The 25,632-nt window shown below is 40.4% G+C and carries 27 protein-coding genes, 1 tRNA gene and 1 pseudogene; 13 read left to right on the top strand and 16 right to left on the bottom strand.

Annotation, left to right across the window (positions count from 1 at the left end; translation table 11 throughout):
* The first annotated feature begins 37 nt into the window (after positions 1-37).
* Genes folC through IPK86_00450 form a run of 3 tightly spaced genes read left to right on the top strand, consistent with a single transcriptional unit; the run spans position 38 to position 2,562 of the window.
* A complete protein-coding gene (gene folC / locus IPK86_00460; GenBank protein ID QQS16723.1) occupies positions 38-1,327 on the top strand; it encodes a bifunctional tetrahydrofolate synthase/dihydrofolate synthase in 1,290 nt (429 codons plus the stop codon).
* On the top strand, positions 1,302-2,021 hold the full coding sequence (locus IPK86_00455; protein QQS16722.1) for an SPOR domain-containing protein: 720 nt from the start codon (positions 1,302-1,304) through the stop codon (positions 2,019-2,021). Before folC ends, IPK86_00455 begins: the two co-directional genes overlap by 26 nt.
* Positions 2,022-2,031: 10 nt before the next feature.
* Positions 2,032-2,562 (top strand): CvpA family protein, encoded by a 531-nt coding sequence (locus IPK86_00450; protein ID QQS16721.1) that lies wholly within the window; start codon positions 2,032-2,034, stop codon positions 2,560-2,562.
* Between the two features lie 6 nt (positions 2,563-2,568).
* Here the strand turns inward: IPK86_00450 and ruvA are convergent, their stop codons facing one another.
* Positions 2,569-3,165: a Holliday junction branch migration protein RuvA gene (gene ruvA / locus IPK86_00445; GenBank protein QQS16720.1), complete on the bottom strand. Its 597-nt coding sequence runs from the start codon at positions 3,163-3,165 to the stop codon at positions 2,569-2,571.
* A 176-nt stretch (positions 3,166-3,341) separates the two neighbouring features.
* Between ruvA and IPK86_00440 the strand changes: the two genes are divergently transcribed.
* Positions 3,342-3,860, top strand: a complete 519-nt coding sequence (locus IPK86_00440) for a septation protein A (protein QQS16719.1) — start codon at positions 3,342-3,344, stop codon at positions 3,858-3,860.
* 117 nt (positions 3,861-3,977) lie between these two features.
* The gene (locus tag IPK86_00435) at positions 3,978-4,124 is read left to right on the top strand and encodes a hypothetical protein (GenBank protein QQS16718.1); all 147 of its coding nucleotides are present in this window, start codon (positions 3,978-3,980) and stop codon (positions 4,122-4,124) included.
* 530 nt (positions 4,125-4,654) lie between these two features.
* Here the strand turns inward: IPK86_00435 and IPK86_00430 are convergent.
* From IPK86_00430 to IPK86_00410, 5 genes and pseudogenes are all read right to left on the bottom strand, one after another.
* Positions 4,655-5,404 (bottom strand): DNA-processing protein DprA, encoded by a 750-nt coding sequence (locus IPK86_00430; protein QQS16717.1) that lies wholly within the window; start codon positions 5,402-5,404, stop codon positions 4,655-4,657.
* 76 nt (positions 5,405-5,480) lie between these two features.
* The gene (locus IPK86_00425; protein ID QQS16716.1) at positions 5,481-6,269 is read right to left on the bottom strand and encodes a hypothetical protein; all 789 of its coding nucleotides are present in this window, start codon (positions 6,267-6,269) and stop codon (positions 5,481-5,483) included.
* A 365-nt stretch (positions 6,270-6,634) separates the two neighbouring features.
* A pseudogene (locus tag IPK86_00420) lies at positions 6,635-7,404 on the bottom strand (TSUP family transporter).
* Positions 7,401-7,799 carry a hypothetical protein gene (locus IPK86_00415; protein ID QQS16715.1) on the bottom strand — a complete coding sequence of 133 codons (399 nt, stop codon included), beginning with the start codon at positions 7,797-7,799 and terminating at the stop codon, positions 7,401-7,403. Before IPK86_00415 ends, IPK86_00420 begins: the two are co-directional and overlap by 4 nt.
* 105 nt (positions 7,800-7,904) lie before the next feature.
* The gene (locus tag IPK86_00410; protein QQS16714.1) at positions 7,905-8,360 is read right to left on the bottom strand and encodes a hypothetical protein; all 456 of its coding nucleotides are present in this window, start codon (positions 8,358-8,360) and stop codon (positions 7,905-7,907) included.
* 255 nt (positions 8,361-8,615) lie between these two features.
* On the opposite strand from IPK86_00410, the gene IPK86_00405 reads away from it, so the two are divergent.
* The gene (locus IPK86_00405; protein ID QQS16713.1) at positions 8,616-8,861 is read left to right on the top strand and encodes a hypothetical protein; all 246 of its coding nucleotides are present in this window, start codon (positions 8,616-8,618) and stop codon (positions 8,859-8,861) included.
* A gap of 293 nt (positions 8,862-9,154) precedes the next feature.
* Here the strand turns inward: IPK86_00405 and IPK86_00400 are convergent.
* Positions 9,155-9,245 (bottom strand) — tRNA-Ser (locus IPK86_00400).
* A gap of 143 nt (positions 9,246-9,388) precedes the next feature.
* Between IPK86_00400 and IPK86_00395 the strand changes: the two genes are divergently transcribed.
* From IPK86_00395 to serS, 4 genes are read left to right on the top strand one after another with little or no spacing between them, the layout of a single operon-like run.
* Positions 9,389-10,978 carry an NAD+ synthase gene (locus IPK86_00395; protein QQS16712.1) on the top strand — a complete coding sequence of 530 codons (1,590 nt, stop codon included), beginning with the start codon at positions 9,389-9,391 and terminating at the stop codon, positions 10,976-10,978.
* Positions 10,979-10,995: 17 nt separating this feature from the next.
* Positions 10,996-11,604 (top strand): outer membrane lipoprotein chaperone LolA, encoded by a 609-nt coding sequence (gene lolA / locus IPK86_00390; protein ID QQS16711.1) that lies wholly within the window; start codon positions 10,996-10,998, stop codon positions 11,602-11,604.
* Between the two features lie 15 nt (positions 11,605-11,619).
* The gene (locus IPK86_00385) at positions 11,620-12,912 is read left to right on the top strand and encodes a replication-associated recombination protein A (GenBank protein QQS16710.1); all 1,293 of its coding nucleotides are present in this window, start codon (positions 11,620-11,622) and stop codon (positions 12,910-12,912) included.
* A gap of 40 nt (positions 12,913-12,952) precedes the next feature.
* Entirely contained in the window at positions 12,953-14,254 is a 1,302-nt protein-coding gene (serS, locus tag IPK86_00380; protein QQS16709.1) for a serine--tRNA ligase, read from the top strand.
* Here the strand turns inward: serS and IPK86_00375 are convergent.
* Positions 14,246-15,262, bottom strand: coding sequence for a sodium:calcium antiporter (locus IPK86_00375; protein QQS16708.1), 1,017 nt, complete (start codon positions 15,260-15,262; stop codon positions 14,246-14,248). The genes serS and IPK86_00375 overlap by 9 nt on opposite strands.
* Before the next feature lie 422 nt (positions 15,263-15,684).
* Here IPK86_00375 and trxA point away from each other — a divergent pair, with 422 nt between their 5' ends.
* The 3 genes from trxA (at position 15,685) to recJ (ending at position 19,183) form a co-directional block, all read left to right on the top strand.
* On the top strand, positions 15,685-16,011 hold the full coding sequence (gene trxA, locus IPK86_00370) for a thioredoxin (protein ID QQS16707.1): 327 nt from the start codon (positions 15,685-15,687) through the stop codon (positions 16,009-16,011).
* Positions 16,012-16,124: 113 nt separating this feature from the next.
* A complete protein-coding gene (gene rho, locus IPK86_00365; GenBank protein QQS16706.1) occupies positions 16,125-17,381 on the top strand; it encodes a transcription termination factor Rho in 1,257 nt (418 codons plus the stop codon).
* 101 nt (positions 17,382-17,482) lie between these two features.
* Complete coding sequence (recJ, locus tag IPK86_00360; protein ID QQS16705.1) at positions 17,483-19,183, top strand: single-stranded-DNA-specific exonuclease RecJ; 1,701 nt, start codon at positions 17,483-17,485, stop codon at positions 19,181-19,183.
* Positions 19,184-19,201: 18 nt separating this feature from the next.
* On the opposite strand, the gene tolQ is transcribed toward recJ, so the two are convergent.
* Genes tolQ through infB form a run of 8 tightly spaced genes read right to left on the bottom strand, consistent with a single transcriptional unit; the run spans position 19,202 to position 25,612 of the window.
* Positions 19,202-19,873: a protein TolQ gene (gene tolQ, locus IPK86_00355; protein QQS16704.1), complete on the bottom strand. Its 672-nt coding sequence runs from the start codon at positions 19,871-19,873 to the stop codon at positions 19,202-19,204.
* 47 nt (positions 19,874-19,920) lie between these two features.
* On the bottom strand, positions 19,921-20,493 hold the full coding sequence (locus IPK86_00350; protein QQS16703.1) for an L-threonylcarbamoyladenylate synthase: 573 nt from the start codon (positions 20,491-20,493) through the stop codon (positions 19,921-19,923).
* 33 nt (positions 20,494-20,526) lie between these two features.
* Positions 20,527-20,763: a Fis family transcriptional regulator gene (locus IPK86_00345; protein QQS16702.1), complete on the bottom strand. Its 237-nt coding sequence runs from the start codon at positions 20,761-20,763 to the stop codon at positions 20,527-20,529.
* 14 nt (positions 20,764-20,777) lie between these two features.
* Positions 20,778-21,788, bottom strand: a complete 1,011-nt coding sequence (locus IPK86_00340; GenBank protein ID QQS16701.1) for an NAD(P)-dependent glycerol-3-phosphate dehydrogenase — start codon at positions 21,786-21,788, stop codon at positions 20,778-20,780.
* A gap of 36 nt (positions 21,789-21,824) precedes the next feature.
* Positions 21,825-22,304: a protein-export chaperone SecB gene (gene secB, locus IPK86_00335; GenBank protein QQS16700.1), complete on the bottom strand. Its 480-nt coding sequence runs from the start codon at positions 22,302-22,304 to the stop codon at positions 21,825-21,827.
* The gene (gene grxC / locus IPK86_00330) at positions 22,289-22,573 is read right to left on the bottom strand and encodes a glutaredoxin 3 (GenBank protein QQS16699.1); all 285 of its coding nucleotides are present in this window, start codon (positions 22,571-22,573) and stop codon (positions 22,289-22,291) included. Before grxC ends, secB begins: the two co-directional genes overlap by 16 nt.
* Before the next feature lie 44 nt (positions 22,574-22,617).
* Positions 22,618-22,974 carry a 30S ribosome-binding factor RbfA gene (gene rbfA, locus IPK86_00325; GenBank protein ID QQS16698.1) on the bottom strand — a complete coding sequence of 119 codons (357 nt, stop codon included), beginning with the start codon at positions 22,972-22,974 and terminating at the stop codon, positions 22,618-22,620.
* A gap of 31 nt (positions 22,975-23,005) precedes the next feature.
* Positions 23,006-25,612: a translation initiation factor IF-2 gene (gene infB / locus IPK86_00320; protein QQS16697.1), complete on the bottom strand. Its 2,607-nt coding sequence runs from the start codon at positions 25,610-25,612 to the stop codon at positions 23,006-23,008.
* Positions 25,613-25,632: the final 20 nt, after the last annotated feature.

Below are 25,632 nucleotides of genomic sequence, written 5' to 3'. Positions count from 1 at the left end.
TGTTGCGCAAGGTGGATCTATAACGTGGAAACGTTTAATGAATGAACATCATACGCTTGACGAGTGGTTAGCTTATTTAGAAAGCGTGCACCATAAATCTATGGATCTTGCGCTTGATCGCATTCATCAAGTTCGTCTGTCGCTGGACTTGATGCCAACTTTCCCAATTATTACAGTGAGTGGCACGAATGGCAAGGGCTCGGTTTGTGCCATGTTATCAACCATACTTTATCAAGCAGGCTATAAGGTAGGTACCTATACATCTCCTCATGTTTTGCGTTACAACGAGCGCATCGCTGTTAATTTGCAAGCAGCCGACAATCAAACTATCGTTAAACATCTTTTTGCGGTGGATAAAGCAAGTGGCAATACTGCCTTGACCATTTTTGAGTTTTTAACTTTAGCGGCCATGCATTATTTTATTGAGGCTAGTGTGGATGTAGCGGTATTAGAAGTAGGGTTGGGTGGTCGACTGGATGCGGTTAATGTATTCGATGCACACGCTGCGGTGGTGACGAATGTTGATTTAGATCACTGCGATTGGCTGGGTAATACGAAAGAAGCGATTGGTTATGAAAAAGCAGGCATTTTTCGTCCAGGATGTCCTGCGATTATTGGGGATAAATACCCATCGCAGACTTTGTTGCGTTATGCTAAGAAGATAGCGGCGTTGACCTATATTATGGGGCGCGACTTTCAGGTAGAGGGAAAACCGGATGCGTGGGACTTTAAGATTGAACAAACAATCTATCGTGGATTACAAATCCCCCATTTACAAGCGACATACCAGATGGGTAATGCTGCTTTAGCCCTTGCAACACTTTATGCACTACGCACCAAACTAGCCGTTTCTTATAACGCTATTCAGCAAGGCCTGTTGAGCGTTAAATGGCCATGGCGCTTGCAGTGTTTAACAGGCAAACCAAGCCTAGTATTAGATGTGGCGCACAATCCACACGCAGCCTTACAGTTGGTTAAGGAGCTTGCTTTATTATCTATTGTACCTAGACAGTTAGCTGTATTTTCCATGCTTGCTGATAAGGACATTGCTGCGGTGTTAGCGTGTACAAAAAAGCATTTTGATGCTTGGTATGTTGCTGGTCTAGGTGTTGAGCGTGGTTTGTCAACCGATGACCTAGCACATTACTTCAAGGCGCAAAATATACGCTCAGTGCATTATTTTGATCAAATAGCGGATGCTTGGTTTGCTGCTCTATCCGATGCGGCAGCCTGTGATAGAATAGTCGCATTTGGATCGTTTTATACAATTACTGCTGTTGAACAAGTCCGGAAAATTAACCATGAATCTGTCTGGTTTAACGCATGAGGAAGCTGACCAGCTTCGTAGAAGGGCAAGAAGGCGATTGATAGGTGCTATTTTTCTTGTGTTGGTAGCACTGGTTTTGTTGTGGCAGAGTTTTCATCAGACTCCTAAAACATTTCAATCACAGCTTGTTCAGGTTGATGCTTCAGGTGATGTAGAAAGGGTCGTGGTGCTTGATGCGAGTGCTGTGTCTAGCGACGTATCCGATGCATCGCTTGCGCCATCGGATATAGTGGCCGCTGGGAAGGCGGAAACGCAAGCGGATACGCAACGCATTAATCAACAAGTAGCACCGACCAAGCCCATAAAAGCTATTAAAAGCAGTGATAAGTTGCATATAGCCGAACCAACGAAGCCATCAAAGCCAGCTTTGGCCAAAAAATTGGCATCTTCCACTCACTCGTTAACAGTTAACCCAAAAATCTTACCACCTGCGAAGCAACCCAAGCAATCGGTATCTAAAACAACGTCTCGTCATATTATGATTCAATTGGCAGCACTAGCTAATCCAAAAATGGTTCAAGCACTCAAAGCCAAGCTGGCACATATGGGAATACGTGCTAGCTTTATCAAAGCAAAAACGAGCAAGGGCGAAATTGTTCGTGTACGCTTGGGTCCCTTTTTGAGCCTTGAAGATGCCCATCGCATGATCCATAAACTGGCTCAGCATGGGCTAAGTGGTACTGTTCTTCCCTAAAAGGGTGCACATGGAAATTTTTGACCTGATTGTAGTTATTATTATGGGTGCATCCATTACGCTTTCGCTTTTTCGAGGGCTCGTATCTGAAATACTGTCCCTTGCTGCATGGTTCATCACATTTTTTGTGGCCAAATCTGCAACACCGACTATCGCTACGATTATTCCAACTATCGTGACTGATATAGCGGGTGCTAGAACAGCTATTGCTTTTGTGGTGGTTTTTATATTTGTATGGATACTTACGGTGCTATGCCGTATTCTATTATCCAAATTGATTAAAGCGAGTGGTTTGAGTGGGATCAATCGAATACTAGGTGTTCTTTTTGGTGCTCTCCGAGGCATAGCGTTGGTAGCCTGTATGACGCTCATATGTGGTTTGACCAACATACCCAAAAAACCCAGTTGGCAAAAGGCATTTTTCACAGCACCTTTTGAGAAGGTTGTACGCAAAGCGGCTATTTTTTTGCCCAACCGGATTGTGCGTCAAATACACTATCCACCACGTAGCAGTGACATTTTTTCTCATTATTTTTCTTAAGCTATCTTACTTGTTTACTGCTGGTTGTTTAAGTGCTAGACGAATACCAGTATTGATATCAACATCATCAGGCAAGTTTTTAATCATGGCGCTGGATTCTTTTTCACTGTATCCCAACGCCAATAAAGCCCCCGCAATATCGTTAAGTATTTGTAATTTTTTGCCATGTGCAGATAAAGTATGATTCGTTAGTGGTACTTCTGAGATTGATTTTCCTTGCAATTCCAGAACAAGTCTCTCGGCTGTTTTTTGGCCAATTCCAGGAACAGCAAGCAGACGCTTAGTGTCTTTTGTTGCGATAATCAGTAACAATTCTTCAATCGATAAAGTAGAAAGAAGGGCAAGCCCTATCTTCGGTCCCACGCCGTTGATTTTAATGCATTGTTTAAATAAAGCGCGCTCTGCTAAACTGACAAACCCATATAGAATATGAGCGTCTTCCCTGATCTGTTGGTGAATATATAGCTTGACCGATTGGCCAGTATCGGGCAACTGATAAAAGGTACTCATCGGCACTAAGACTTCATATCCAACTCCACTTAGATCAATGGTCAATTGCGGTGGCTGTTTTTCTATTAAAATACCCTGTAGATGACCGATCATTTTTTGCTTTCAACTGTTTATTTTGAGAAATTTTTATGGAATTACCCTAAACTGATACTGTCATGTAATCGGATGTATCATAATGCTTTGCGCCATGCTTTGTCTTCTAGTAGTTCCATGGTACTTGATTTTTCATTGAGCTTTACCGCAATCAATTTTTAGTGGGTTGGTCTAACATGAAGCTTTTTTTTGATTTTATTCCTATCATTTTGTTTTTTACGGTTTATTGGTTCAGTAACAATATTTTTTTGGCAACACAAATGCTCATGGCAATGATGGCTATGCAGGTGCTTTATAGTTTTTTGCGGTATAAAAAAATTTCTGCTACGCAGTGGATAAGTTTGCTATTAGTTATTGTATTAGGTGGCGCAACGCTTTACTTTCACAATAATCGCTTCATTATGTGGAAACCAACTTTGTTATATTGGGCTATCTCCTGTGCTTTACTGGTTGGCATGTACTTTAAGAAGAATGGTATAAGGTATTTATTGGGAAAAGAATTGCAGTTATCTGAAGTTATATGGGTAAAATTGAATATAGCATGGGTCATATTTTTTTTATTACTAGGCGCGCTTAATTTAGCCGTTGCTTATTTTTGTAGCGAAGCAATATGGGTTAATTTTAAGGTATTTGGTTGTTTAGGTTTAGTGATTTGTTTTATTTTTATACAGGGTATTATTTTGTTTAGGAAATGAGCGAAGCGACATACAATCCTTATGTTACTTTCGAGTGCCAAATAGACTAAACATTACCAATGGGGCATACAAATTGTTATGTTAAAAAATATATGGCTTTAGGTAGCTTTATGTTACGTGAACAGTGCTAAATATTTTTTAAACGAAAAAATTAGCTTCATGGAATATGTTGATGCGTCCAACCAAGCTCCTTATAGAGGCGGCATGCGTGCTGCTGCCTTTCATGCTGGTGCACTGAAATACTTGGCTGAAAAAAACTTTTAGAAAACATCGCTCACATCTCTTCTTTATCAGGCGGTAGTCTTTTTACGGGTTTGGTTTTTCGGTTGGCAAAAATTGTAAACGGCCAAGTTCTACGCTTTATTTAAATAATATTTTGCCACGCTTGCGTCAGATAATCATCACTCGGTGTTTGCACTGCAAAACACTCAGAAGATGGATAGCCATAAATTGTATACTGCTACTGATTAATTCTTTTAGTTGGTTATTTACCCTATATTACGGGCGATAGAGCTCAAAGCATTTGAATCTTTCATGACGAACCGCGCCATTCTCATTTTGTAATGATTGAGATGGTTGGTTTTATCAAAAATTTTTAAAAATTCCCAGCTGATTTTCTACTGCTATTTATCTATACTCATACATATATTGAAGTAACTGCTAATTGGAGTGGCGTTAGATCCTATAATGGGGAGGTTTATATTCCTAATTCCACGGATTTTCCTTGAGTTTTGCTAGCACGAAACGACCTAACAAACACTGCAAGCATTTATCGCGTGTTCACATTAACCAACCTACAACAAACTGTGCTGTTCAGTGAGGCTAGTCATCAATTTATCCTCCTTTATTTTTTTAAAAATTTTGCTGAAATTTGCCGTATTCGTGCTTTTGCTTTTAGCCAATTTTTGAGCGCCCATCTCAAGCAAAATCTGGTTGCCCTTAGCTTGTTCAAGTATATTTTTATATTGTGCAACAAATAGCGGAAGGCCCACTCTAATCGTTTCTTTTCCTGCACTTATTGTGCCACCTTTTTCGCTAGCTTCAATAACAACCATAGCATGACTTAAAGCTATTATCAACTGGTTTCTAGTCATGGCTCGAAAAGTTTGCCAAGAATCTTCTGGTTCAAATTGACTGATGACTAAAACACGATTCCAGTCCCAAAAACCCGCTAAAATTTTCTTAATGCGAAAATGATTGATGCCTTCAGGCAAAACAAAAATAGTTCGACCACCACTTTTTAAGCTACTGACATGAACGGCAAGATCAATACCGATAGCATTGCCAGAAATAACGGAAATATTATTTCCTGCAATTTCTTCAGCACAACTTGCCGCTGTTTCTAGACCTTTTTGATTTGCCTTTCTTGAACCACAAAAACCGATACCTGGTATATTCAAAAGCTCTATGTTGCCCAACATATAGAGCCTTTGCGGCGCCCTTTTTTTCATGATTCTTTTTACGCGATCTGGGTATTGAGAATCCTGTATATCAATACGCACGCATTTTTCGCCACATTGTTTTAGTGCATTTATTGTTTCCATAAACTATTTCCTCCATCCCCTAAGGTTTTAGTCATGGTAAGACCAAAAACTTTACTTGCCCCAGCCTGCTGTAAAATCATACCGATGTATTGCATAGAAATGCCTGACTGATAATTATCATCAATAAGTAAAATAGATTTTTTTGGAGACATTGGCCTTTATAGGATACTTGTGCCTTTTCCCATATTTGCCACTTTTTATCAAAGTAATCATTATCCGATACTTCCTTTATGGATTGTTTGATGCCTTGATATATAAATTTTTCTGTTAAATTTGTTATACTAAGTTTTGATGACAAAATTGACGCTAAAGTAGTAGGCAAATCATAGGTCTTATCCTGAGCTGGCACAGCAACTATCGAGTCGCAAGACTGATATGGTGGTGTTTTTGATATCAATGTCAAAGAAAGTTTTACTAATTTATCAATTGTTTTCTCATTTTTGGCTGTTTTTACCTGATCGACCAAGCGACCAATTTCCGTGTAAGTTGGTGTTTTGCTATCTGGTTTATTAAAATCAAGTGCTACCAAACCTGATAGGCAATCACGGATATAAACATAGTTTTTCCTCTCTTCGCACCACTGACTACATTGTTTAAATTCATTTTCGCTTTTGAAGCCTCTCCAAACATGACCCTTTTTGCTTTTATTTTGATACAACTTGTATGGGAAAATCTTTTTAATAAGACCATCACCAAAAGGCAAGTTAATCGTCCCATAAAAGTTACCTTCTGTTGTTATTTTCGGTGATTGATCTGGATAGACATAAAAACAAATCCGCCTACTACCACGTTTTAAGGCAGACTGAACCGTCTCTTTCGTGATTAAGTTCATAGCATTTACCATTCCCGGAGGATTATAGAGCAAAAAATGTTAATTTTTGAAATTATTTATGTGAAAAGATTGAGCTTTTTTGAATTACTAGCTACCACAAAAAAATTTGTAAGCACATAGTGCTTTTGATTTTACCTATTTTTATGTAGTGTATGAAGGTTTGTTGCAAGCTAATGGCGGTGCATTAAATTCCATACTGTTTGATTTTTAACATTATCCCACATTAGGGATAAAACGATAAAAATGGAGCAGTACGATGGATCATATACCAAATGATATCTTCCCATAAAACTTGCTACTACGAACTTTTTAAAGCATTTACTTAGTACTATTTTAGTCAACTGCACCTATTCAGGGTTGTATCTCCATTCCACAGTTGTCAATAGAGAATCAGTAATTTACCCATAATACTTAATAAATGTTCCCAGTGTACTTAATGTAATAAGCAACAAGAAAATAATTTTTAACCATTTGACATGTTTATACATCACAAAATGAGTACCAAACCTTCCGCCAATAAATGAGCCAATGCCCATTAAAACAGCGGCTACATAGTCCACTCTGCTCCCTACTATAAAAATAGATAAAGCTGTTAAATTTCCAGCAAGATTAAGTGGTTTGGCGTATATAGTTGCTTGTCGCAAATCTAACTTAAAGCATTTCATTAATGCTAAAGCCCAAATAGAGCCCGTACCTGGACCAAAAAAGCCATTATAAAAACCAATTGAAGAACCCAATGCTAAAAATTTGTGATGACTTGGCTCTAGTGTTTGATTATAAAATTTGTTTTTCCGATTTAGATTGGATACATAATAAATTAACACTGCTAAAAGAAAAAAGGGATGGCTTTTTCTAATTTATCTGTTGAGATAATTTGTAAGAGGATCGTACCAATCGATGCACCAATTATGGTATAAACAAATGCTACGGTTAAAGTACGATAATTAACTTGCGATTTTCGAAAAAAATGCAACGTGGCGGAAAACTCGCCGATTGCTGATTGCAGTTTATTCGTACCCAGTGCTGTAACAGGGTTCATACCCGTAAATAACATAGCAGGTAACGTAATTAATCCACCACCACCACCAGACAAAGTATCGATGAACCCAGCAACTGAAGCAATCATAACAAGCAATATGTAGATCAATAGACTAGCGTGTTCAATCATGGTTGAATTAATTTTCCTAAATCAAACACCCTATCATTAGAATTAGAGCCAGTTGTCCGAATTAAATCATCGAGGCTGTTTCTTATATAAACCCTAAGCACTAATCTATCGGTTTTTATTTTATCTCTAGCATGCAGTAATCTATCATTATTAAAAATAAGAGCTGTTCCTGATTCAATACAAAAGGATTTTTCGCACTTATTTACTGAACTCAATAAATCACTAAATGCTAAGCTTGTCAATTTATCTGACGGATTAACTGGTATAACGTGATATGTTGGTACTCCAATTTCGAATTTATTATTACCATTTATTCTTATCAATGGGATATTATCAGACCACATGTCACCTAACCCAAAACTGGTAGGAATTTTTACTTTATAATTTTTTAACATCAGTTGGCTTAATGATTGAACTGGTAAATTTTGAATGATTTCATCAATTAAAGAAACTTTCGTTAATATTTTGTCTGGGTTATAAAATCCAGTGAGTTGGATCCACTATGTGCGGAATTTAGAAGGCAAAAAACAATCATCTGAGTGCCAACCAAAACTCATTTTACAAGCATTTGAATTAGTTTGCTCTAGACCTTGTGCTGGTTTTATTTGAGCAATAATATCGCCATTATTTTGCTGTTGATATTGAAATGGTTGTCCTATTATTAGACCAATCATAAAAGAAATTATTTTGGCGCAGCTTAATTCTTTTTGTGTATTATCAAATTTAGGCAGCCCTTTAATGTATATAGCATCAAATTTATCTTTTGACTCTAATAATTCATTTACAAAAATAGGGATATTGACATGTAGTTCCTGTAGAAAAAATGTTGCTAACTTCTCAATGGTAGCATTATTGGGATGAGTATCAATATTTTCTAAGAAAGAATCAATAGTACACTTTATTTTGTTAAGCAATAATTGCTCAACTAAACTTAAAGATGTTTCTAAAATACTCACAATTTCCTCGCAAAAAACAAAATTAAATCTAAAGTGATAGTATAAATCACTGTTATTGTAGTTCCTTCTCTTACCCTAGATAACTATAATTGCGAAAAGGCTTTTATTTGAATCTTTTCAACCCAACAAAACTCCGTAAAGATTTTTATCTACCTAAAATAAAACCGTTCGAATGCTTGAATCAGATATAGATATGTTATTCCTAGAAAGCAAACTGGGAATCAATTGTTACATTATTTTAAGTAGCTTCTTTTGATGAAATTCGCTTTGTGCAGACTAGCGCTAAATCAAGAAGATATCAAAAAATTATTTTGTCATGATGATTGGAATTGGATGAGAACACAGGAAATTTTGCTGAGCAAATTACTAAAACATTTCTTTGTATTTAAAGATGAACTGATTTCTTACAACAAAACTTTGTATGAATATCAACCAATTCTAACAATCTACCAAGATACAAGTCGCGATCTCAATGATTGGATTGCTGATATTTACAATTAAAATAACATTACCAATAAACTAACGCAAACAGTAGTCAAGTAATCCTTGACTACTCAAAAGATACATAACAATGCTATCCATAGACTGCTGCGAACTGGTCAATTATCAACGCATTGATTCCGCATGACTAAAAATACCTTACTTGAAAAAGCAAAGTGTATTTTTTTAGAAAAGAGTTATGAAAAAAGTGTTTTTATAGAGGTAAAGTCAGTTACAAATGGCTAAAAAACTAGCCAGTGGTGAGATTTTGAGGATATACCACTTGAGAAATAGAGTAATTCATTTTTAGTCAATGGCGGAGAGAGGGGGATTCGAACCCCCGTCAGGGTGTAACCCTGAACACGCTTTCCAGGCGTGCGACTTAAGCCACTCATCCATCTCTCCGAAGCGGGCATTACAATAGAGCTAGGCTGGTAAGTATATAGACCATCATCCATACTGACAAGACACATGTCCATTGAGTCAGTACAGGTTGCAAGTTAGCGTTATACTGTTACTTTAAATCCCATAAAAATGGAGCTAGCAGGATGAAAATTGCGCTTCTTCAATTTAATCCTCGAATAGGAGACCTGGAGGGTAATACGCAAGCTATCTTACGTTTTGCGCAGGAAGCAAAAAAACAACAAGTTTCGCTTCTAATTACACCTGCTTTTGCTTTGAGCGGTTACCATCCAAAAGATTTGCTACTACGCAATGATTTTTTTGAGGCGATGCAACGACAAATAAAAATATTGTTACAAATGCGTGGTATCACATTACTAGTTGGTTACCCTACTCAAATCAACAATCAGCTCTTCAATGCAGCAACGATCATTCAAGACGGACGGATTATTGCGCAATATCATCAAATGCTTTTGTCTGAATATCCACGTGCTTTGGCTTATTTTACGTCAGGCAGCCAAAAAGTGGTTTGGGAACATGTAGGTTGCAAAATAGGTATTGCCATCAATCAAGATATTTTTTCTGAAGAGCATGCCAAACAGATAATGGATGGTGTTGACTGCCTAGTTGCTTTACAGGCCATCCCATTTTGTGTTGGACAATATGCCAAGCATAGTGAATCCATAGCGCGTTGCGCAAAACATTTTCAAACACCAATACTGTGCTCAAATTTAGTCGGTGGACAAGATGAGTGGGTATTTGACGGCGGGTCTTTTGCGGTTAATCGTGATGGAGCATGTGTGGCTCGCGCCCCATTTTACGAGGAATCACTACTGGTTTTAGATATTCAAAATAATTGTTTTGTTCCGCAGCAGGTTTTACCGATCCCCAATCGCTTAGCCCATATTTATCAAGCTTTGGTGTTGAGTGTACAAGATTATGTGTATAAAAATCATTTTCCTAGTGTACTACTTGGTTTATCGGGCGGGATTGATTCGGCATTGACATTGGCTATTGCAACCGATTCATTGGGTTCAGATAAAGTCAATACCATCATGATGCCTTCTTGCTATACATCAGCGATGAGTATTAACAGCGCAAAAAAAATGGTCGATGACTTAAAAGTAACACATCATACGATTGATATTTGGCCGATTTACCAACAAATTGCAGCATCCCTTAAAGTACTATTTGCCAATCAGCCAGAGGATGTGACAGAAGAGAATATTCAAGCTAGAATACGCGGCATGTTGCTAATGGCCATTTCTAATAAAAAGCACTGCCTAGTGTTGGCCACAGGTAATAAATCAGAGTTGGCAACAGGTTACTGCACATTGTATGGCGATATGGTTGGCGGGTTTGCTGTGTTAAAAGATGTATCTAAGTCGCTGGTATATGAATTAGCCAAATGGCGTAATGCGAGTAAAGCAATCATTCCACTCGAGATCATTCAACGCCCACCATCTGCAGAATTAAGACCTAACCAAACGGATCAGGATCATCTGCCTCCTTATGACGTGCTTGATGCTATCATCACCGAATATGTGGAAAATCATACCGCTGTTGCGGCAATCATTGCAAAAGGTTACAAGTCAGCCGATGTACATCGAGTGATTGATTTATTGGTACATAGTGAATATAAGCGTCAACAAGGACCGATAGGTCCTTGTATTACTCGCTGTAGTTTCGGTAGTAACTGGCATTATCCTATGACCCATCATTTCGTTTCATCATAGTTTTTAAAGGGCGAATAGTGAAAAAAATTATCTTGGCCAACGCATTATGGTTGTTAATTAGTATTGTCCAAGCTGATGGAATGCAGCAATTTAAGCGCTTTATTGCCAGCAGCAAAACCATGCGGGCAAATTTTGTGCAAACGGTTGTTAAAAATGGAAAAACTGAAATAGCGCAAGGTACACTTGAAGTATCCCGCCCTGGAAAATTTCGCTGGACTTATGAAACGCCTTACAAACAAATTATCATTGGTTGCTATAAAACGTTATGGATTTACGATGTAGCGCTTGCGCAGGTAACCAAAAAGTCCATGAGTTGGGTAATGAGTCCTGCTTACGAAATGCTCTTGTCCGGCAGCAATTACCTTGGACGGGGTTATCAATTAGCTAATGATGCACCGACCAACAATTTAGAATGGATTCGCGCAACCTCTAAACGGATGAATCATATTTTCAGTTCGGTGAGAATGGGATTTCGTGATAACACGTTAGTTGAGATGGAATTAATTGATCGATTTAATCAACGCATGGTATTGCAGTTTACGCAAGTTAGCAAAAATATTGCAATGAGCGAAGAGCGCTTTATACCAACCTATCCTAAAGAGGTCAATATTTTACCCACTCCATAGAGTATGCAATGCGTGATGCTAGATAAACCACTCGCTGATTTATTGCGTCCCACGACCTTGGAAGAAGTGGTCGGTCAGGATCATTTAGTTGGACTCAATCGACCGCTTAGGCTTGCTGTTGAGTCTGATGCGATGCATTCAATGATTTTATGGGGGCCACCTGGTGTTGGCAAAACAACGCTTGCGCGTATTTTGGCCAACAGTTTCCACGCTAAGTTCGTCAGCATTTCTGCTGTCCTGTCAGGTGTTAAAGAAATTCGGGATGTCATTTTGCATGCAAAAACCCTGATTGAGCAATCATCCCAGCGCACGATTTTATTTGTTGATGAAGTGCATCGTTTTAATAAAAGTCAACAAGATGCTTTTTTGCCCTATGTTGAAACTGGATTATTAACTTTTATTGGCGCAACGACAGAGAACCCTTCTTTCGAGGTCAATAATGCTTTACTTTCTCGGGTACAGGTTTACCAGTTAGCCAGTTTGATGCCTGAAGCACTGAGGCATTTATTTCAACGCATTGAATGTGATCCGCTGTTTAAAGAAATAAAATTTGAGGATGCAGTAATAGAGGTGATTACACGCCATGCCGATGGGGATGCAAGGCGTTTTTTAAATGCCATTGAACAGTTGTTGAAAATTGCTTTAAGCCGTAACCTTAAAATAGTTCATGAAGGGCTATTTAAGGAGGTGATGAGTGACACAGTGCATTTATTTGATAAACAAGGCGATGTTTTTTATGAGCAAATTTCAGCATTGCATAAATCTGTGCGTGGCTCTCATCCTGATGCAGCTTTATATTGGTTTTGTCGCATGCTAGATGGGGGCGCTGATCCACATTATTTGGCACGCCGCATTATACGCATGGCTTGGGAAGATATTGGATTGGCTGATCCACGTGCCACTGATATTGCCTTAAATGCTGCTCATACCTATGAGCGTTTGGGGAGTCCAGAGGGTGAATTAGCACTAGCAGAAGCAGTAATTTATTTGTCAATTGCTGCTAAGAGTAATGCAAGCTATATCGCGTATAATGAAGCTAGAGCATTTGTTAAGCACAATGGCTCGCCGCCAGTACCCTTGCATCTTCGTAATGCAACAACTGACTTGATGAAAAAGATGCACTATGGCGCTGAGTACTGTTATGCACATGATGAACCCAACGCTTATGTGGTCGGGGAGCAATATTGGCCAGATGGTATGGCAAATCAGCAATGGTATAAGCCAACTGAACGCGGGCTAGAAGTGAAAATTGCACAAAAAATGCGTTTTTTGCAATCCCTTAATCAGGCAGCGGATGACAAAAAATAAGCATGATGGACAATATTTAATTTTTTAAAGTAGATAAGTTATGTTGAATATACAGCTTTTTCGCAATGATCTTGCACTGATTGTGCAGCAGTTGAAAAAGCGTGGGATCACGCTTGATCAGTCGATTTTTAGCCAACTGGAAGCACAGCGCAAAGTCTTACAATCTACGCTGCAAGCTTTACAGGCAAGACGAAATGCACACGCCAAGCATATCGGGCAAACTAAAAAAAATGGCGAGAAACTCCCAATGGCTTTAGCCGAAGAAGGGCTTGCTATTAATGAGAGTATTAAAAAAATACAAGCAGAGTTTGAGGAGATCCAAAGCCAGTTAGATGAATGGTTGTCGATGTTACCAAATATTCCACATGATTCGGTGCCCGTTGGCAAAGACGAACAAGGTAATCTTGAAATTAGGAGGGTTGGTCAACCGCGCTCCTTTGATTTTACCGTAAAAGACCATGTAGCCATTGGTGAACCATTGGGTTTAGATCTTGATAGCGGTACGAAATTAAGCGGATCACGTTTCGTTGTATTGCGGGGCGCTATGGCCAAATTACATCGCGCTTTAGTGCAATTTATGCTTGATACACACACTATGCAACATGGCTATACGGAGCATTATACACCCTACATTGTTAACCAAGACATATTATATGGCACAGGGCAACTACCTAAGTTTGCAGAAGATATGTTTAGGGTGCAAAAAAAAGACAAAAATGGTGTGGTCGAACAGTTTTTAATTTCTACGGCTGAAATTACCCTTACCAATCTTGCAAGAGGACATATTTTTACGGCAGAGGAATTGCCGCTTCGTTTAACGGCACATTCCCCTTGTTTTCGTTCTGAAGCAGGTTCTTACGGTAAAGATGTGCGCGGCATGATTCGTCAACATCAATTTGATAAGGTGGAAATGGTACAGATTGTGCGCCCACAAGATTCTTATCAGGTACTTGAGGAAATGGTGACACATGCCGAAGTGATTTTAAGGGCTCTAGCACTACCTTATCGGGTGATGTTGCTCTGTACGGGTGATATGGGTTTTAGTGCTGCAAAAACTTTTGATATTGAAGTGTGGCTACCTGCTCAGAATACCTATCGCGAAATTTCAAGTTGCTCAAATTGTGAAGACTTCCAAGCACGCAGAATGCAGGCACGTTTTAAGGATAAAACGGGTCAAATTCAGTTGGTGCACACATTAAATGGTTCCGGTTTGGCTGTTGGGCGAACGTTGGTGGCATTGCTTGAAAATTACCAAAACAAAGATGGCAGCGTAACGATCCCACAAATACTAAGACCTTATATGGGCGGCATCGATCAAGTTGTCATGACAGCGTCAAACTAGCCAAGCTAGGATTAGGTACAGGATATAAAGCGCCCCATTACACAATAAGTGCCAAATTTTGATCACGTGATGTCTTGTGGCGTGACAGCGCAACCACAACGTTGCTGCAATCGTTAAGGCAATGCTTAGTAGTGTCTCTTGATTGTATTGCCAAGGCGTCAGTGCGATACCCACAGCAGGCAGTAGTGACCCCTGGAATACCATGGCACCCGTGATATTACCAAAAGCTAATGTATCTTTATTGCGCTGTATCCATAAAATAGAGTTAACTTTTTCTGGTAATTCAGTAGCAATTGGTATGATAAATAAGGATAACAGTAGTGGTGATACATGCATTAGTAAAGAAATATGGGCAATGCTGTGGATGAACCGACCCGCTCCCCATATCAACAAAATAAGCCCCAATATTAATTGCACAACAATGCTCAACATATTGACTGGTAGACCAAGATAGGCAAGATACATGGGATGCTCAGCAATGGTGCCGTGTCCGGTTTTCACTAGGTTTTTGGAGGCTCTGAGGGTAACCAAGGAATAAATAAAATAAAGACCGACTAAAGTGAGCAATAAAACATGGCGTAAGTTAAGCGTACCTAGTGTTTTTGGCAAGAACATAGCTATGGTGGCAAGAACATAACTGGCTAGGAAAAAATTTAAATCACGTTTAAGACCTGAAGATTCTGGATGTAAGTGTCCAGAAAGACCACGCTTTTTAATGGCAAAAAGCGCCACCAAACCGCAAGTAATGGTTGATAACATCAATGGCGCACCCAAAATAGCACCGATACTAATATCGTGATTAATGTGCGAAGAACCAGTACCACTGGCGATAGCCAAAATCGGGATGATTGCTTCGGGCAACGCAGTACCTACTGCTGCAAAAAGGGATCCTGTAACACCTTCGGAGATTTTAAGCCACTCCCCTAGGTGTTCTAATGCATTGGTAAAAATTTGTGCGGCGACTAAAATGACAAACAAAAATATGAATAATTCTACATATGGCAACATAGTGCTTACCTATTTGGTGAATAGATTATCAGCAAAAGGCCGCATCAAAATTCTAGATTCTATTATACCGCATGTCTTATTATGCTTGAAGTATTTATTGGTTTACCAAGAATCTGTTTCATGATATTTTCATAGCAAAAGTTACTTTACAAACTGAAAAAGTTACTCTACCATGTACCGCATCCGTCTTGGGATGCGGTCGTTAAACTGCCTAATCTAACCAATAGCTTTGGTCGGCTAGCCGAGCGATGAAAGAACTATGCCAACAATTAAGGATCAGCAGATTTCTTGCTGAGTTTTGTGCTAGGATGCGCCAAGGTATTTAAATGATCATTGCTTACCGGAGTCGGTGGTATGCGGGTGTTTTGGCGGTTTTTGGGTTTCTAGGCAGTTTAGGATTTAGTTAAAAGGGTTTGCGTACGATGAGTAGTCTTGTTATAACAGTGGATGACGGTTCTTTTGAACAAGAGGTGGTACAGTCTGCGTTACCTGTTTTATTAGAGTTTTGGGCAACATGGTGCGGACCTTGCAAAATGGTAGCTCCCATTTTGGAAGACATCGCTTCGCTTTACCAAGGTCGTCTCAAAGTTGTTAAAATAGACATTGACCACAACGAAAAAACAACAGCTAAGTATGCTGTACGTAGCGTACCCACGATGATTTTATTTAAAAAAGGCGAAATAGTTGATACTAAACTAGGTGCTATGGCACAAAGTCAACTGGTCTCCTTTATTGATTCACATTTGTGAAAAGGTGATTTTTATTTAGCAATTTTCCATTAGATAGCACGATCTGTTAGCCTTCTAGAGCTTTTCCGGCTCGTCCTTCTTATTATCTGCCTTTAGAGGTTCTATTTTAATTTATGCAACTTTCTGACTTAAAGCGCTTGCCCGTGACCGATTTGGTCAATATGGCTGTTGAAAACGAACTTGAGGGTGCTAGCCGGCTGCGAAAGCAGGATCTTATTTTTGCTTTACTGAAAAATAAAGCGAAAAAAGGAGAAAATATTTATGGTGATGGCACCCTTGAAGTATTGCCTGATGGGTTTGGATTTTTACGTAGTCCTGATATTTCCTACCTTGCGGGTCCCGATGATATCTATGTTAGTCCATCGCAAATTAGGCGCTTTAATCTGCACACGGGCGATACCATAGAAGGCGAAATTCGTATGCCTAAAGATGGCGAGCGTTATTTTGCGCTAGTCAAAGTTGATCAGGCTAATGGTGAATTACCAGAAAAAGCTAAAAATAAGATTTTGTTTGAAAATCTTACCCCGTTATTTCCCACAGAGCCGCTTTTCTTAGAGCGCGATGTGCGTAGCGAAGAGAATGTAACGAGCCGGGTCGTGGATTTAATTGCGCCGATTGGAAAAGGACAGCGTGGTTTATTGGTTGCGCCACCCAAAACGGGGAAAACCGTCATGTTGCAAAATATTGCGCATGCTATCACAGCAAATCATCCCGAGGCAGTATTAATTGTGCTACTGATTGATGAGCGTCCTGAAGAAGTAACCGAAATGACTCGCTCTGTTAAGGGGGAAGTAGTATCTTCCACTTTTGATGAACCAGCAACACGCCACGTGCAAGTTGCCGAGATGGTTATCGAAAAAGCAAAACGTTTGGTTGAGCATAAAAAAGATGTTGTCATTCTTTTGGATTCTATTACTCGTCTGGCTAGAGCCTATAATACTGTCGCACCAGCCTCTGGCAAGGTGCTAACGGGTGGTGTAGATGCCAGTGCGTTACAGCGCCCAAAACGTTTTTTTGGTGCTGCACGCAATATTGAAGAAGGTGGATCCTTAACGATTATTGCTACAGCACTTGTTGAAACAGGCAGTCGTATGGATGATGTGATTTACGAAGAATTTAAAGGGACGGGTAATATGGAAATCCATCTTGACCGTCGTATGGCCGAAAAACGTTCATTTCCTGCTATTAACCTCAACCGTTCTGGAACTAGGCGAGAAGAATTATTAATTCAGCCTGAATTATTACAACGTATATGGGTGCTTCGAAAGTTACTCTATCCGATGGACGAATTGGAGGCCATGGAGTTTTTGTTGGACAAAATTCGTGCAACAAAAAATAATGCTGAATTTTTTGATTCCATGCGCCGGTAGGTAGTTTTCTTAGTTAGTTATTGGGCATGACACTTACTAGAACACGGTTGCTTAGCCGATCCTAACGCTATACTTACAATACTTTGGCATAGGATATTTGAATGATCAATGTTCGCATTCGCCCCTATGACAAAATAGCTTATCAGCGGCTCGTAGCGAGTGGTATCACGCCACTTATGTCAAGACTTTATGCGGCGCGCGGTATTACTTCACCCGACCAAATGGATTGCAGTTTTGCTGCTTTGTTGCCATTTAGCCAGCTTAAAAATTGCGAAACCATGGCAGCAAGATTGGCCGATGCGATTCAAAATCATCAACGTTTACTGTTGATTGCTGACTATGATGCAGATGGTGCTACGGCCTGTGCAGTTGCCATGGAAGGCTTGTCCAAAATGGGGGCACGGGTTGAATTCATGGTGCCGAATCGATTCAAATATGGTTATGGCCTGACTGCGCAAATTGTAGAATATGCTGCGCAAAAAAATCCAAACATTATTATTACCCTAGACAACGGTATCAGTAGTTTTGAAGGGGTAGCACGTGCTCATGAATTGGGTATAGAGGTTTTCATTACCGATCACCATCTGCCCGGCGATGCATTGCCTAATGCCTTAATTGTCAATCCGAATCAGCCGGGATGCCTTTTTCCTTCCAAATATTTAGCGGGTGTTGGCGTCATTTTTTATGTTTTACTAGCATTACGTGCTGAATTACGTGCTCGGGGTGCTTTTTCTAACCAGCCAGTTCCAAATATGGCTGAATTACTAGATTGGGTAGCCATTGGCACCATTTCAGATGTGGCTCAATTAGATCAAAATAATCGCATTTTAGTTGAGCAAGGTCTGCGTCATATCCGTTCTGGTCTGTGTCATATTGGCACCAAAGCATTGTTTGCGGTGGCCAAAAAGGCAATTCATTGTGCTTCGGCTTTTGATTTGAGTTATGCGATTGGTCCCCGCTTGAATGCGGCTGGTCGCATGGATGATATGACTACTGGTATTGCTTGTTTACTTGAGCAAAATGCCGTGCATGCTAGCAAACTTGCCGAACAACTTGAACAGCTCAATAATGAGCGACGAGCTGTTGAAACAGCGATGCAGAAGGATGCACTTCAAGCAGTTTCGTTGAATACTGCCTATCGTTGTACCTTGACGCTATATGACCAAAATTGGCATCTAGGTGTTGTTGGTATATTGGCTTCGCGACTCAAAGATCGTTTTTATCGGCCAACTATTGTTTTTGCTTTATCTGAACAGGGTGAATTATGTGGATCTGCTCGTTCTATAGCAGGTTTTAATATTCGTCATGCACTGGATGTCGTTAATCAACGCCAGCCTGGTTTGTTGAATCGGTTTGGTGGACATGATATGGCTGCTGGATTAAGCATTGCACCCGAAGACTTGACATATTTTTCGGATTTATTTGAGCGTGTTGCCAAAGAGCAGCTGAACGAGGCCTTGTTAACAAGATATTATGATACAGACGGACACCTTGATAACCAAGACATGCTGTTTAATGTTGCTAAGCAACTGGAGCAACAGGTATGGGGAAGAGGTTTTGAGGCGCCGTTTTTTTATGATTGCTTTACGGTTGATTCACAGCAACTTGTGGCCGATAAACATTTAAAGTTGATATTGAAAAAACATGCTGAAACATTTGAAGGCATGCTATTTCACGCTACGCATCCATTGCCGGATTGCATTCATGCGGTTTATCAGTTGATACCCAATACTTGGCGAAATCAAAAAAGCGTCCAATTGTATATTAAACACTGGGTAGCGCCTGACTTGAATAGTCGCTGAAATGGTCTACCAAGGTAACTATCTAGGCAGCTTTCTTTGTAAGATATTGGAAAATTCTTCGACAAAAACGTCAATATGCGTCATCAATTGCTCAATTTCTGCTGTAAAACGGTTATATCCAATTGTTGCGGGAATCGCTGCAAATAAACCAACAGCTGTAGCGATTAATGCTTCTGCAATGCCAGGCGCTACGGCCTGTAAGGTCGTTTGGGTAGTATGCTCTAACCCCATAAAGGCGTGCATGATGCCCCATACGGTGCCAAATAGACCAATATAAGGGCTAACCGAGCCGACAGTTGCGAGGAATGAATGATGAGATTCGAGTATATGAATTTCGCGTTGCGCCGCAGCTTTCATAGCGCGACGCGTGCTTTCAATCAATTGAATAGAGGAAGCTTGGTTATTACTGGCCAGTTTTAAGCATTCCCCAAAACCTGCACAAAAAATACGCTGTAAGACGCTTTGGGTGGGTTGGTTAACGAGTTTTTGATATAGTGCATTCATATCCCCACCTTGCCAAAATTGCTTATTGAATATTTTGTCGCCATGGTATGTACGGTGCAACAGGATTATTTTCTGACCCATTAGACCCCAAGAAAGTGCAGATAGGATCACCAACACCAACAATGTCAGTTTGACAACGATTGTTGCGTGACTCAGTAAGTTTACGATGGTCGCTAATTCTGACATGATATTTTCCGGTTATATTGACCCAAGCTACACAGCGTGTTGTTCTATCATGAACGCAAAATCTGACCGCTTATTGTATCAATAATTGTGGAAGGCATAGCATGCTTTCCGATTTTACCCGGCAAAGCTAAAACCCGATAACCGAACTGTTTTCGGCAATCCCGTGCTTGTTTAAGAGTGCGTTGCTTAGCGATATTTGCCGAAGTTGAGACCAAAGGCGTGCCCAATGCATGACAGAGCGCGGCAACATTGGGCTCGGCAGTTAAGCGCAACGCAATACGATCTTGTCCGATACCTCGTAGATGTGGCAGAACGCGACGTGAGGTATGCAGTAACAAAGTATAGTGTCCAGGCCAATGTTGCTTGATATAGTGCTGCGTTTTACCAGTTAGGGGCGCCATGAATGACTGCAACTGCTCAGGATTTGCACCAACCACGATCATACCTTTGTGTGCGGGACGCTTTTTAATACGCAATAGCCTTTTTAAGGCACGATGATGGCTCGGCAGACAACCCAATCCAAAACAAGATTCAGTAGCATAGGCAATGATACCCCCTCTTTTTAATCTTGCTTTGGCAAGCCGAATATGCGAATAGGCAGGTAAATGAAACCGCTTCATGTTGTCAACCACAATCAATATTGACAGGTATAGTCAATCTATGTTGTAACTTTTTAGTTTTTTGCGCAAGGTATTGCGATTAATACCGAGCATGGTAGCGGCACAAGTTTGATTACCTTTAGCACGAGACAGTACTATTTCCAATAGTGGCTTTTCCACCCTTTTTAATAACATGCTGTAGATATGATTTGGTTGCTCACCATCTAAATCACGGAAATATTTTTCAAGTGCTTCGCGAATAATTACGGCAATATTATCATCTTGAATCATGGTCAAACTTTCATTTATTCAGCGTCAGGGATGTTACCAAACTCCAATTTTGTTTCGCGCTCCATTAGGCATGCCACCATATCGTTTGCAGACATACGACCTTCCAGTAGGTTATACACAGCTTCCGTAATGGGCATATCTAATTGATATTGCGTAGCTAGTTTTTTAATTTCATAAGTTGTTTGGATGCCTTCTACCACATGTTTGGTATTAGATAAAATTTCTTGGGTTGTTGCCCCTTGAGCAATTTTTAGACCAAATTGACGATTCCGAGAAAGAGCACCTGTACAAGTCAGAATCAGGTCACCGATACCTGACAAACCAGATAATGTTTTAGGATGTCCGCCCATGGCAGCAATTAACATACTAATTTCGGCAAGACCTCTTGTAATGAGGGCTGACCTTGCATTGAGGCCAAGCGCTAAACCATCTACTACACCCGTGGCAATGGCTATTACATTTTTTGCTGCTGCACCAATTTCAGCACCGATCAGATCAGTATTAGCGTAACAACGCAAGCGCTGGTGGCTTAAAGATCGAGCCGTTTCACAGGCAAATACCTTATCTTTTGAGGCGATAACGATAGCAGTTGGTAAACCTTTGGCTACTTCTTCGGCAAAACTAGGGCCGCATAATAGTCCATATTGAGTATGGGTTGGTAGCGTTTCTAGTAAGATTGCGTGTGGTAATAAACCGCTTTTTGCCTCAAAACCTTTGCATGCCCATAGCAAGGGAGGTAGCGGATGATTGAGCGCCTTAAGGCTTTGTAGTGTTTCTCTAAAACCTATAACAGGTGTTGCTAAGATGATTAAGCTAGCTTGCCTGATCGCTTGCTCAAGGTGATGCTGTATATTAATTGAGGCAGGTAGTTGGTAATGCGGTAAATATTGATGATTACGCCTTTCGTTTTTCATTTTCTCAGCTTGTTGGGTGCTTCTGACCCACCACGTTACAACATGCTTTTGAGACAACGTCACTGCAAGTGCTGTGCCCCATGCACCACCGCCGAGTATTGAGAGTTTCATCGTTTTGTTACGCAATTAACCATGAGTGCTATGTGTTTATTCTGATGCAGGTATGCTTGTTCCATTTTGCTGCCGCTGTTGTAAATACAAAGCTTCAAAATTAATCGGTGAAAGGAGTATGGGCGGAAAACCAGCGTGACTAATTAAATTGGACACAGCTTCTCTAGCATAAGGGAAAAGCATGTTCGGGCAAGTAACGCTGAGCGTGACTTCCAATTTTCCTTTTGACATGTTTAGCATACGAAAGATCCCCGATTGCGATACCTCAACTAGAAAAACAGTGCGCTGATCGACTAGTTTAGCGATTATGGTAACAATGACTGAACATTGGTAAAGGTCATCATGAAATAAAGCGGATTCTGTACGAATTTTTGTGTCTATTTTTAATTCGCCCTGTTCAAGAAAAATGGCGGGCACATTCGGCAATTCCAACGATATATCATTGATATATATTTTTTCAATTGTTACAACGGGCTGATTTGTTTTGGGTGCTTTTTTATTTATCTTTGTGGCCATGACGATCCTTCTTTATCAATAAGCAGTGTATCAAGCTTGCCAGTCTGATTGAGTGCACAAAGGTCATCATAACCGCCAATATGGGTGCCGTTCACAAAAATCTGTGGTACTGTGCGCTGTCCAGTCAAACGTATCATTTCCATTTTTTGTTGCGTTTCTAGATCAATGCGAATTTCTTGAATAGTTACAGACTTTTTACTTGCTAACAGTTGTTTTGCCATTTTGCAATAAGGACAAGCAAGTGTGGTATACAAAACGATATTAGACATTTGATTGATGGCGAAAAAATAGGATGCGAAATATGTGTTCAATTTTACTCTTGCTGAATTTGTGCGAGCAAGCGATCTATTTTAGCGCCCTGTTCAACAGAATGGTCATAGATGAAATGCAACTGGGGCGTAGTAAATAGTAGGATTTTTTGGCCGATTTTGCTACGGAAGTAACCTGCTGCATTATCCAGTGCAGCTTGGACATGTTCACAAGGTTGAGCAGCTAATATCGTGTAGTATACTTTGGCAACAGCACAATCTTTTGAAACGTGGATTTCTGTTGGTATGACGCGACTCAATCTTGGGTCTTTCAAATCGGTACAAATCAGTTTAGCTAGCTCCTGCAATATTTGCTTTTGGATCCGATCGATCCGCGAAAAGCTTTTATTGTGCCGCATCATGGTCATGCCCGTCTTTCCGCAATTAAGATGCCTATTGTCCTGAATTGCTTAGGGTGCGCGCAACTTCTTCAACTTCAAAGATTTCCAGTTGATCGCCCACAGCAATATCGTTATAGCCCCTAAGTACAACACCACATTCGTAGCCTTGCCTGACTTCTTTGGCGTCATCTTTGAGGTGTTTAAGTGATGCAATTTCTCCGATGTGTAATAGCGTTTGGTCACGTATCAGTCTTGCGTGAGCATTTTTTTTAACCAAGCCCTCAACAACCATACATCCGGCAATATTACCAATTTTAGAGACGCTAATAATCTGACGAATTTCGGCTAAACCGATCTTATTTTCTTTTCGCTCAGGAGCAAGTGTGCCGGAGGCGATATCTCGTATTTGGTTGATAACATCATAAATTACGCTATGGTAATGAATTGCGATGCCATTAACTTCAGCGAGCTTTTTGGTTGTCGCATCGGCTTTAGTATTGAACCCAATGATCAAAGCATGTGATGCAATAGCAAGATTGATATCAGATTCGGTAATATTCCCAACGCCAGAATGCAAGACTTGCACGGTTACCTCATCCGTTGAAATTTTCCGTAGGCTATTGGATAAGGCCTCATAAGATCCTTGTGTGTCAGCTTTAATGATAATCGAGACAGATTGCGCACTACTTTCAGTCATCTGCATCGGGTTTTCCGTCAAGTCAGCATGAAGCTTGGCTAACCGGACGTCGCGGAATTTGCCAGCACGAAATAAAGAAATCTCCCGCGCTCTTTTTTCATTGCTGAGTACTACAGCATCTACCCAAGTTTGGGGGATATCTGAAAGACCGAAAATACTGACGGGCATAGATGGACCCGCTGACTCAATAGCATGACCATTTTCATCAACCATGGCACGGATACGACCAAACACAGTCCCAGCAAGCAGCATATCCCCCCTTCTTAAAGTGCCTGATTGTACTAAAATTGTTGCAACGGATCCTCTTCCTTTGTCTAACCTAGCTTCGATAATGGTGCCTTTAGCAGGGGTGAGTACAGGTGCTTTGAGTTCTAGTACTTCAGCTTGCAACAAAATAGCATCAAGCAACCCATCAATATTGACTCCTTGTTTGGCAGAAACTTCCACAAATAATGTGTCTCCTCCCCACTTTTCCGGAACCATTTCATGGTTGGCAAGTTCTTGATAAATTCGCTCAATATTGGCACCTGTTTTATCGATTTTATTGACAGCAACCACAATGGGTACTTTAGCCGCTTTAGCATGGTGAATAGCTTCTAGTGTTTGTGGCATGACGCCGTCATCTGCCGCAACGACTAAAACGACAATGTCTGTTACTTTAGCGCCGCTAGCTCGCATAGCTGCAAAAGCTTCATGACCTGGCGTATCTAAAAAGGTAATCACGTGATCTTTAGTTTGGACATGGTAGGCACCAATATGTTGTGTAATGCCTCCCATTTCTGTGGTGGCTACTTTGGTACGACGAATATTATCCAAAAGTGATGTTTTGCCATGGTCAACATGGCCCATGACGGTGACAACAGGTGGGCGAGGCAATTGCTCTGCTTCATCTGTTGAGTCCTCTAGGTATATTTCTGGGTTATCAATCGGTGCTGGTTTAGCAATATGTCCCATTTCACCCACAACGATCATCGCCGTGTCTTGATCCAAGATTTGATTAATGGTGACCATAACACCAACCTGCATGAGGGTTTTGATGACTTCAGTCCCTTTGACGGCCATTTTATGAGCCAGTTCTGCTACGGAAATGGTTTCCGGTACCAATATCTCCTTTACAATCGGCTCAGTTGGTGCTTGAAAAAGGTTGGGTTCAGAGAGGTTGTCACGCTGTTTTTTTTGTGATGCCTTTTTTTTAAACCTTCTTTCCCCACTTAAGTGATCATTCCTACGATAAATTAGCTTGAGCGATTTTTTGCCGCGTCCCTCTTCAGCGCGACCGACAGGCTGTCCTTTTTTGGTTTTGCCATCCTTTTTTACTAAAACGCTTGCTGGTGCAGGTAACGGTTTAGCAAGTGTATCTTTTCCAGCAGTTTGATTTGTTTCGGTAGCTAGTCGGCGGTTTTCTCTTTCAATTTTTTCATGCATGAGCACTTCTTGACGCACACGTAATTCATGATGACGTTTAGCTTCTGCTTCACGTTCTTGAATTTCTTCAGCGGTTAAAATGCCCGTACCATTGGTTGATTTGGTGCTACTTTTTGGAATAGCGCGTGCTTGTGAAATACCCTGTGGTGTCAAAGGAGCAGATACTATATTGGTGGTGTTGCTAGTAGTTGATACAGAAGCTTTTTCATCAGCATCTACACTTATCAATGGCACAGAAGTTTGAGATGAGGGGGGTATTTGGGGGGGGATAACCATGCGATGTTTACGTCGCTCAATTTTGACAGCACCACTGACCAACGTATGACTGGGGCTTGGTTTTTTAATACCCAAGGTGAGCGTATTACGTGCAGTTTTATCATAAAGTTGCCGCAAATGTGCAAGCAGTGCTTGCTTTTCCGATTTTGTCAACGGATCATCGGCTTGACTTTTTTTAATGCCCACTGCATGAAGTTGTTCGATCAGTTGTATTTCGGACAAGCCAAGCTCTACAGCAAGTTGTTTGATATAGATGGCCATATGTTCCCTTAAATTGCTTA

The organism is Neisseriales bacterium (assembly GCA_016699915.1).
Lineage (GTDB): Bacteria > Pseudomonadota > Gammaproteobacteria > Burkholderiales > Q3-R57-64 > Q3-R57-64.
Note: the sequence above shows the minus strand (reverse complement) of the source record. Positions and strands in the feature narration are given on the sequence as shown.

Bases quoted from the DNA above. Each gene is read 5' to 3' on its own strand.
- infB (QQS16697.1), bottom strand. From the start codon at position 25,612: ATGGCCATCTATATCAAACAACTTGCTGTAGAGCTTGGCTTGTCCGAA.
- folC (QQS16723.1), top strand. From the start codon at position 38: ATGAATGAACATCATACGCTTGACGAGTGGTTAGCTTATTTAGAAAGC.
- IPK86_00440 (QQS16719.1), top strand. From the start codon at position 3,342: ATGAAGCTTTTTTTTGATTTTATTCCTATCATTTTGTTTTTTACGGTT.
- recJ (QQS16705.1), top strand. From the start codon at position 17,483: ATGATCAATGTTCGCATTCGCCCCTATGACAAAATAGCTTATCAGCGG.
- tolQ (QQS16704.1), bottom strand. From the start codon at position 19,873: ATGTCAGAATTAGCGACCATCGTAAACTTACTGAGTCACGCAACAATC.
- IPK86_00455 (QQS16722.1), top strand. From the start codon at position 1,302: ATGAATCTGTCTGGTTTAACGCATGAGGAAGCTGACCAGCTTCGTAGA.
- IPK86_00405 (QQS16713.1), top strand. From the start codon at position 8,616: ATGAAATTCGCTTTGTGCAGACTAGCGCTAAATCAAGAAGATATCAAA.
- grxC (QQS16699.1), bottom strand. From the start codon at position 22,573: ATGTCTAATATCGTTTTGTATACCACACTTGCTTGTCCTTATTGCAAA.
- trxA (QQS16707.1), top strand. From the start codon at position 15,685: ATGAGTAGTCTTGTTATAACAGTGGATGACGGTTCTTTTGAACAAGAG.
- IPK86_00340 (QQS16701.1), bottom strand. From the start codon at position 21,788: ATGAAACTCTCAATACTCGGCGGTGGTGCATGGGGCACAGCACTTGCA.
- IPK86_00395 (QQS16712.1), top strand. From the start codon at position 9,389: ATGAAAATTGCGCTTCTTCAATTTAATCCTCGAATAGGAGACCTGGAG.
- IPK86_00345 (QQS16702.1), bottom strand. From the start codon at position 20,763: ATGATTCAAGATGATAATATTGCCGTAATTATTCGCGAAGCACTTGAA.
- IPK86_00350 (QQS16703.1), bottom strand. From the start codon at position 20,493: ATGAAGCGGTTTCATTTACCTGCCTATTCGCATATTCGGCTTGCCAAA.
- IPK86_00385 (QQS16710.1), top strand. From the start codon at position 11,620: ATGCTAGATAAACCACTCGCTGATTTATTGCGTCCCACGACCTTGGAA.
- ruvA (QQS16720.1), bottom strand. From the start codon at position 3,165: ATGATCGGTCATCTACAGGGTATTTTAATAGAAAAACAGCCACCGCAA.
- rho (QQS16706.1), top strand. From the start codon at position 16,125: ATGCAACTTTCTGACTTAAAGCGCTTGCCCGTGACCGATTTGGTCAAT.
- rbfA (QQS16698.1), bottom strand. From the start codon at position 22,974: ATGATGCGGCACAATAAAAGCTTTTCGCGGATCGATCGGATCCAAAAG.
- IPK86_00415 (QQS16715.1), bottom strand. From the start codon at position 7,799: ATGTTAAAAAATTATAAAGTAAAAATTCCTACCAGTTTTGGGTTAGGT.
- IPK86_00450 (QQS16721.1), top strand. From the start codon at position 2,032: ATGGAAATTTTTGACCTGATTGTAGTTATTATTATGGGTGCATCCATT.
- IPK86_00430 (QQS16717.1), bottom strand. From the start codon at position 5,404: ATGGAAACAATAAATGCACTAAAACAATGTGGCGAAAAATGCGTGCGT.
- IPK86_00375 (QQS16708.1), bottom strand. From the start codon at position 15,262: ATGTTGCCATATGTAGAATTATTCATATTTTTGTTTGTCATTTTAGTC.
- secB (QQS16700.1), bottom strand. From the start codon at position 22,304: ATGGCCACAAAGATAAATAAAAAAGCACCCAAAACAAATCAGCCCGTT.
- serS (QQS16709.1), top strand. From the start codon at position 12,953: ATGTTGAATATACAGCTTTTTCGCAATGATCTTGCACTGATTGTGCAG.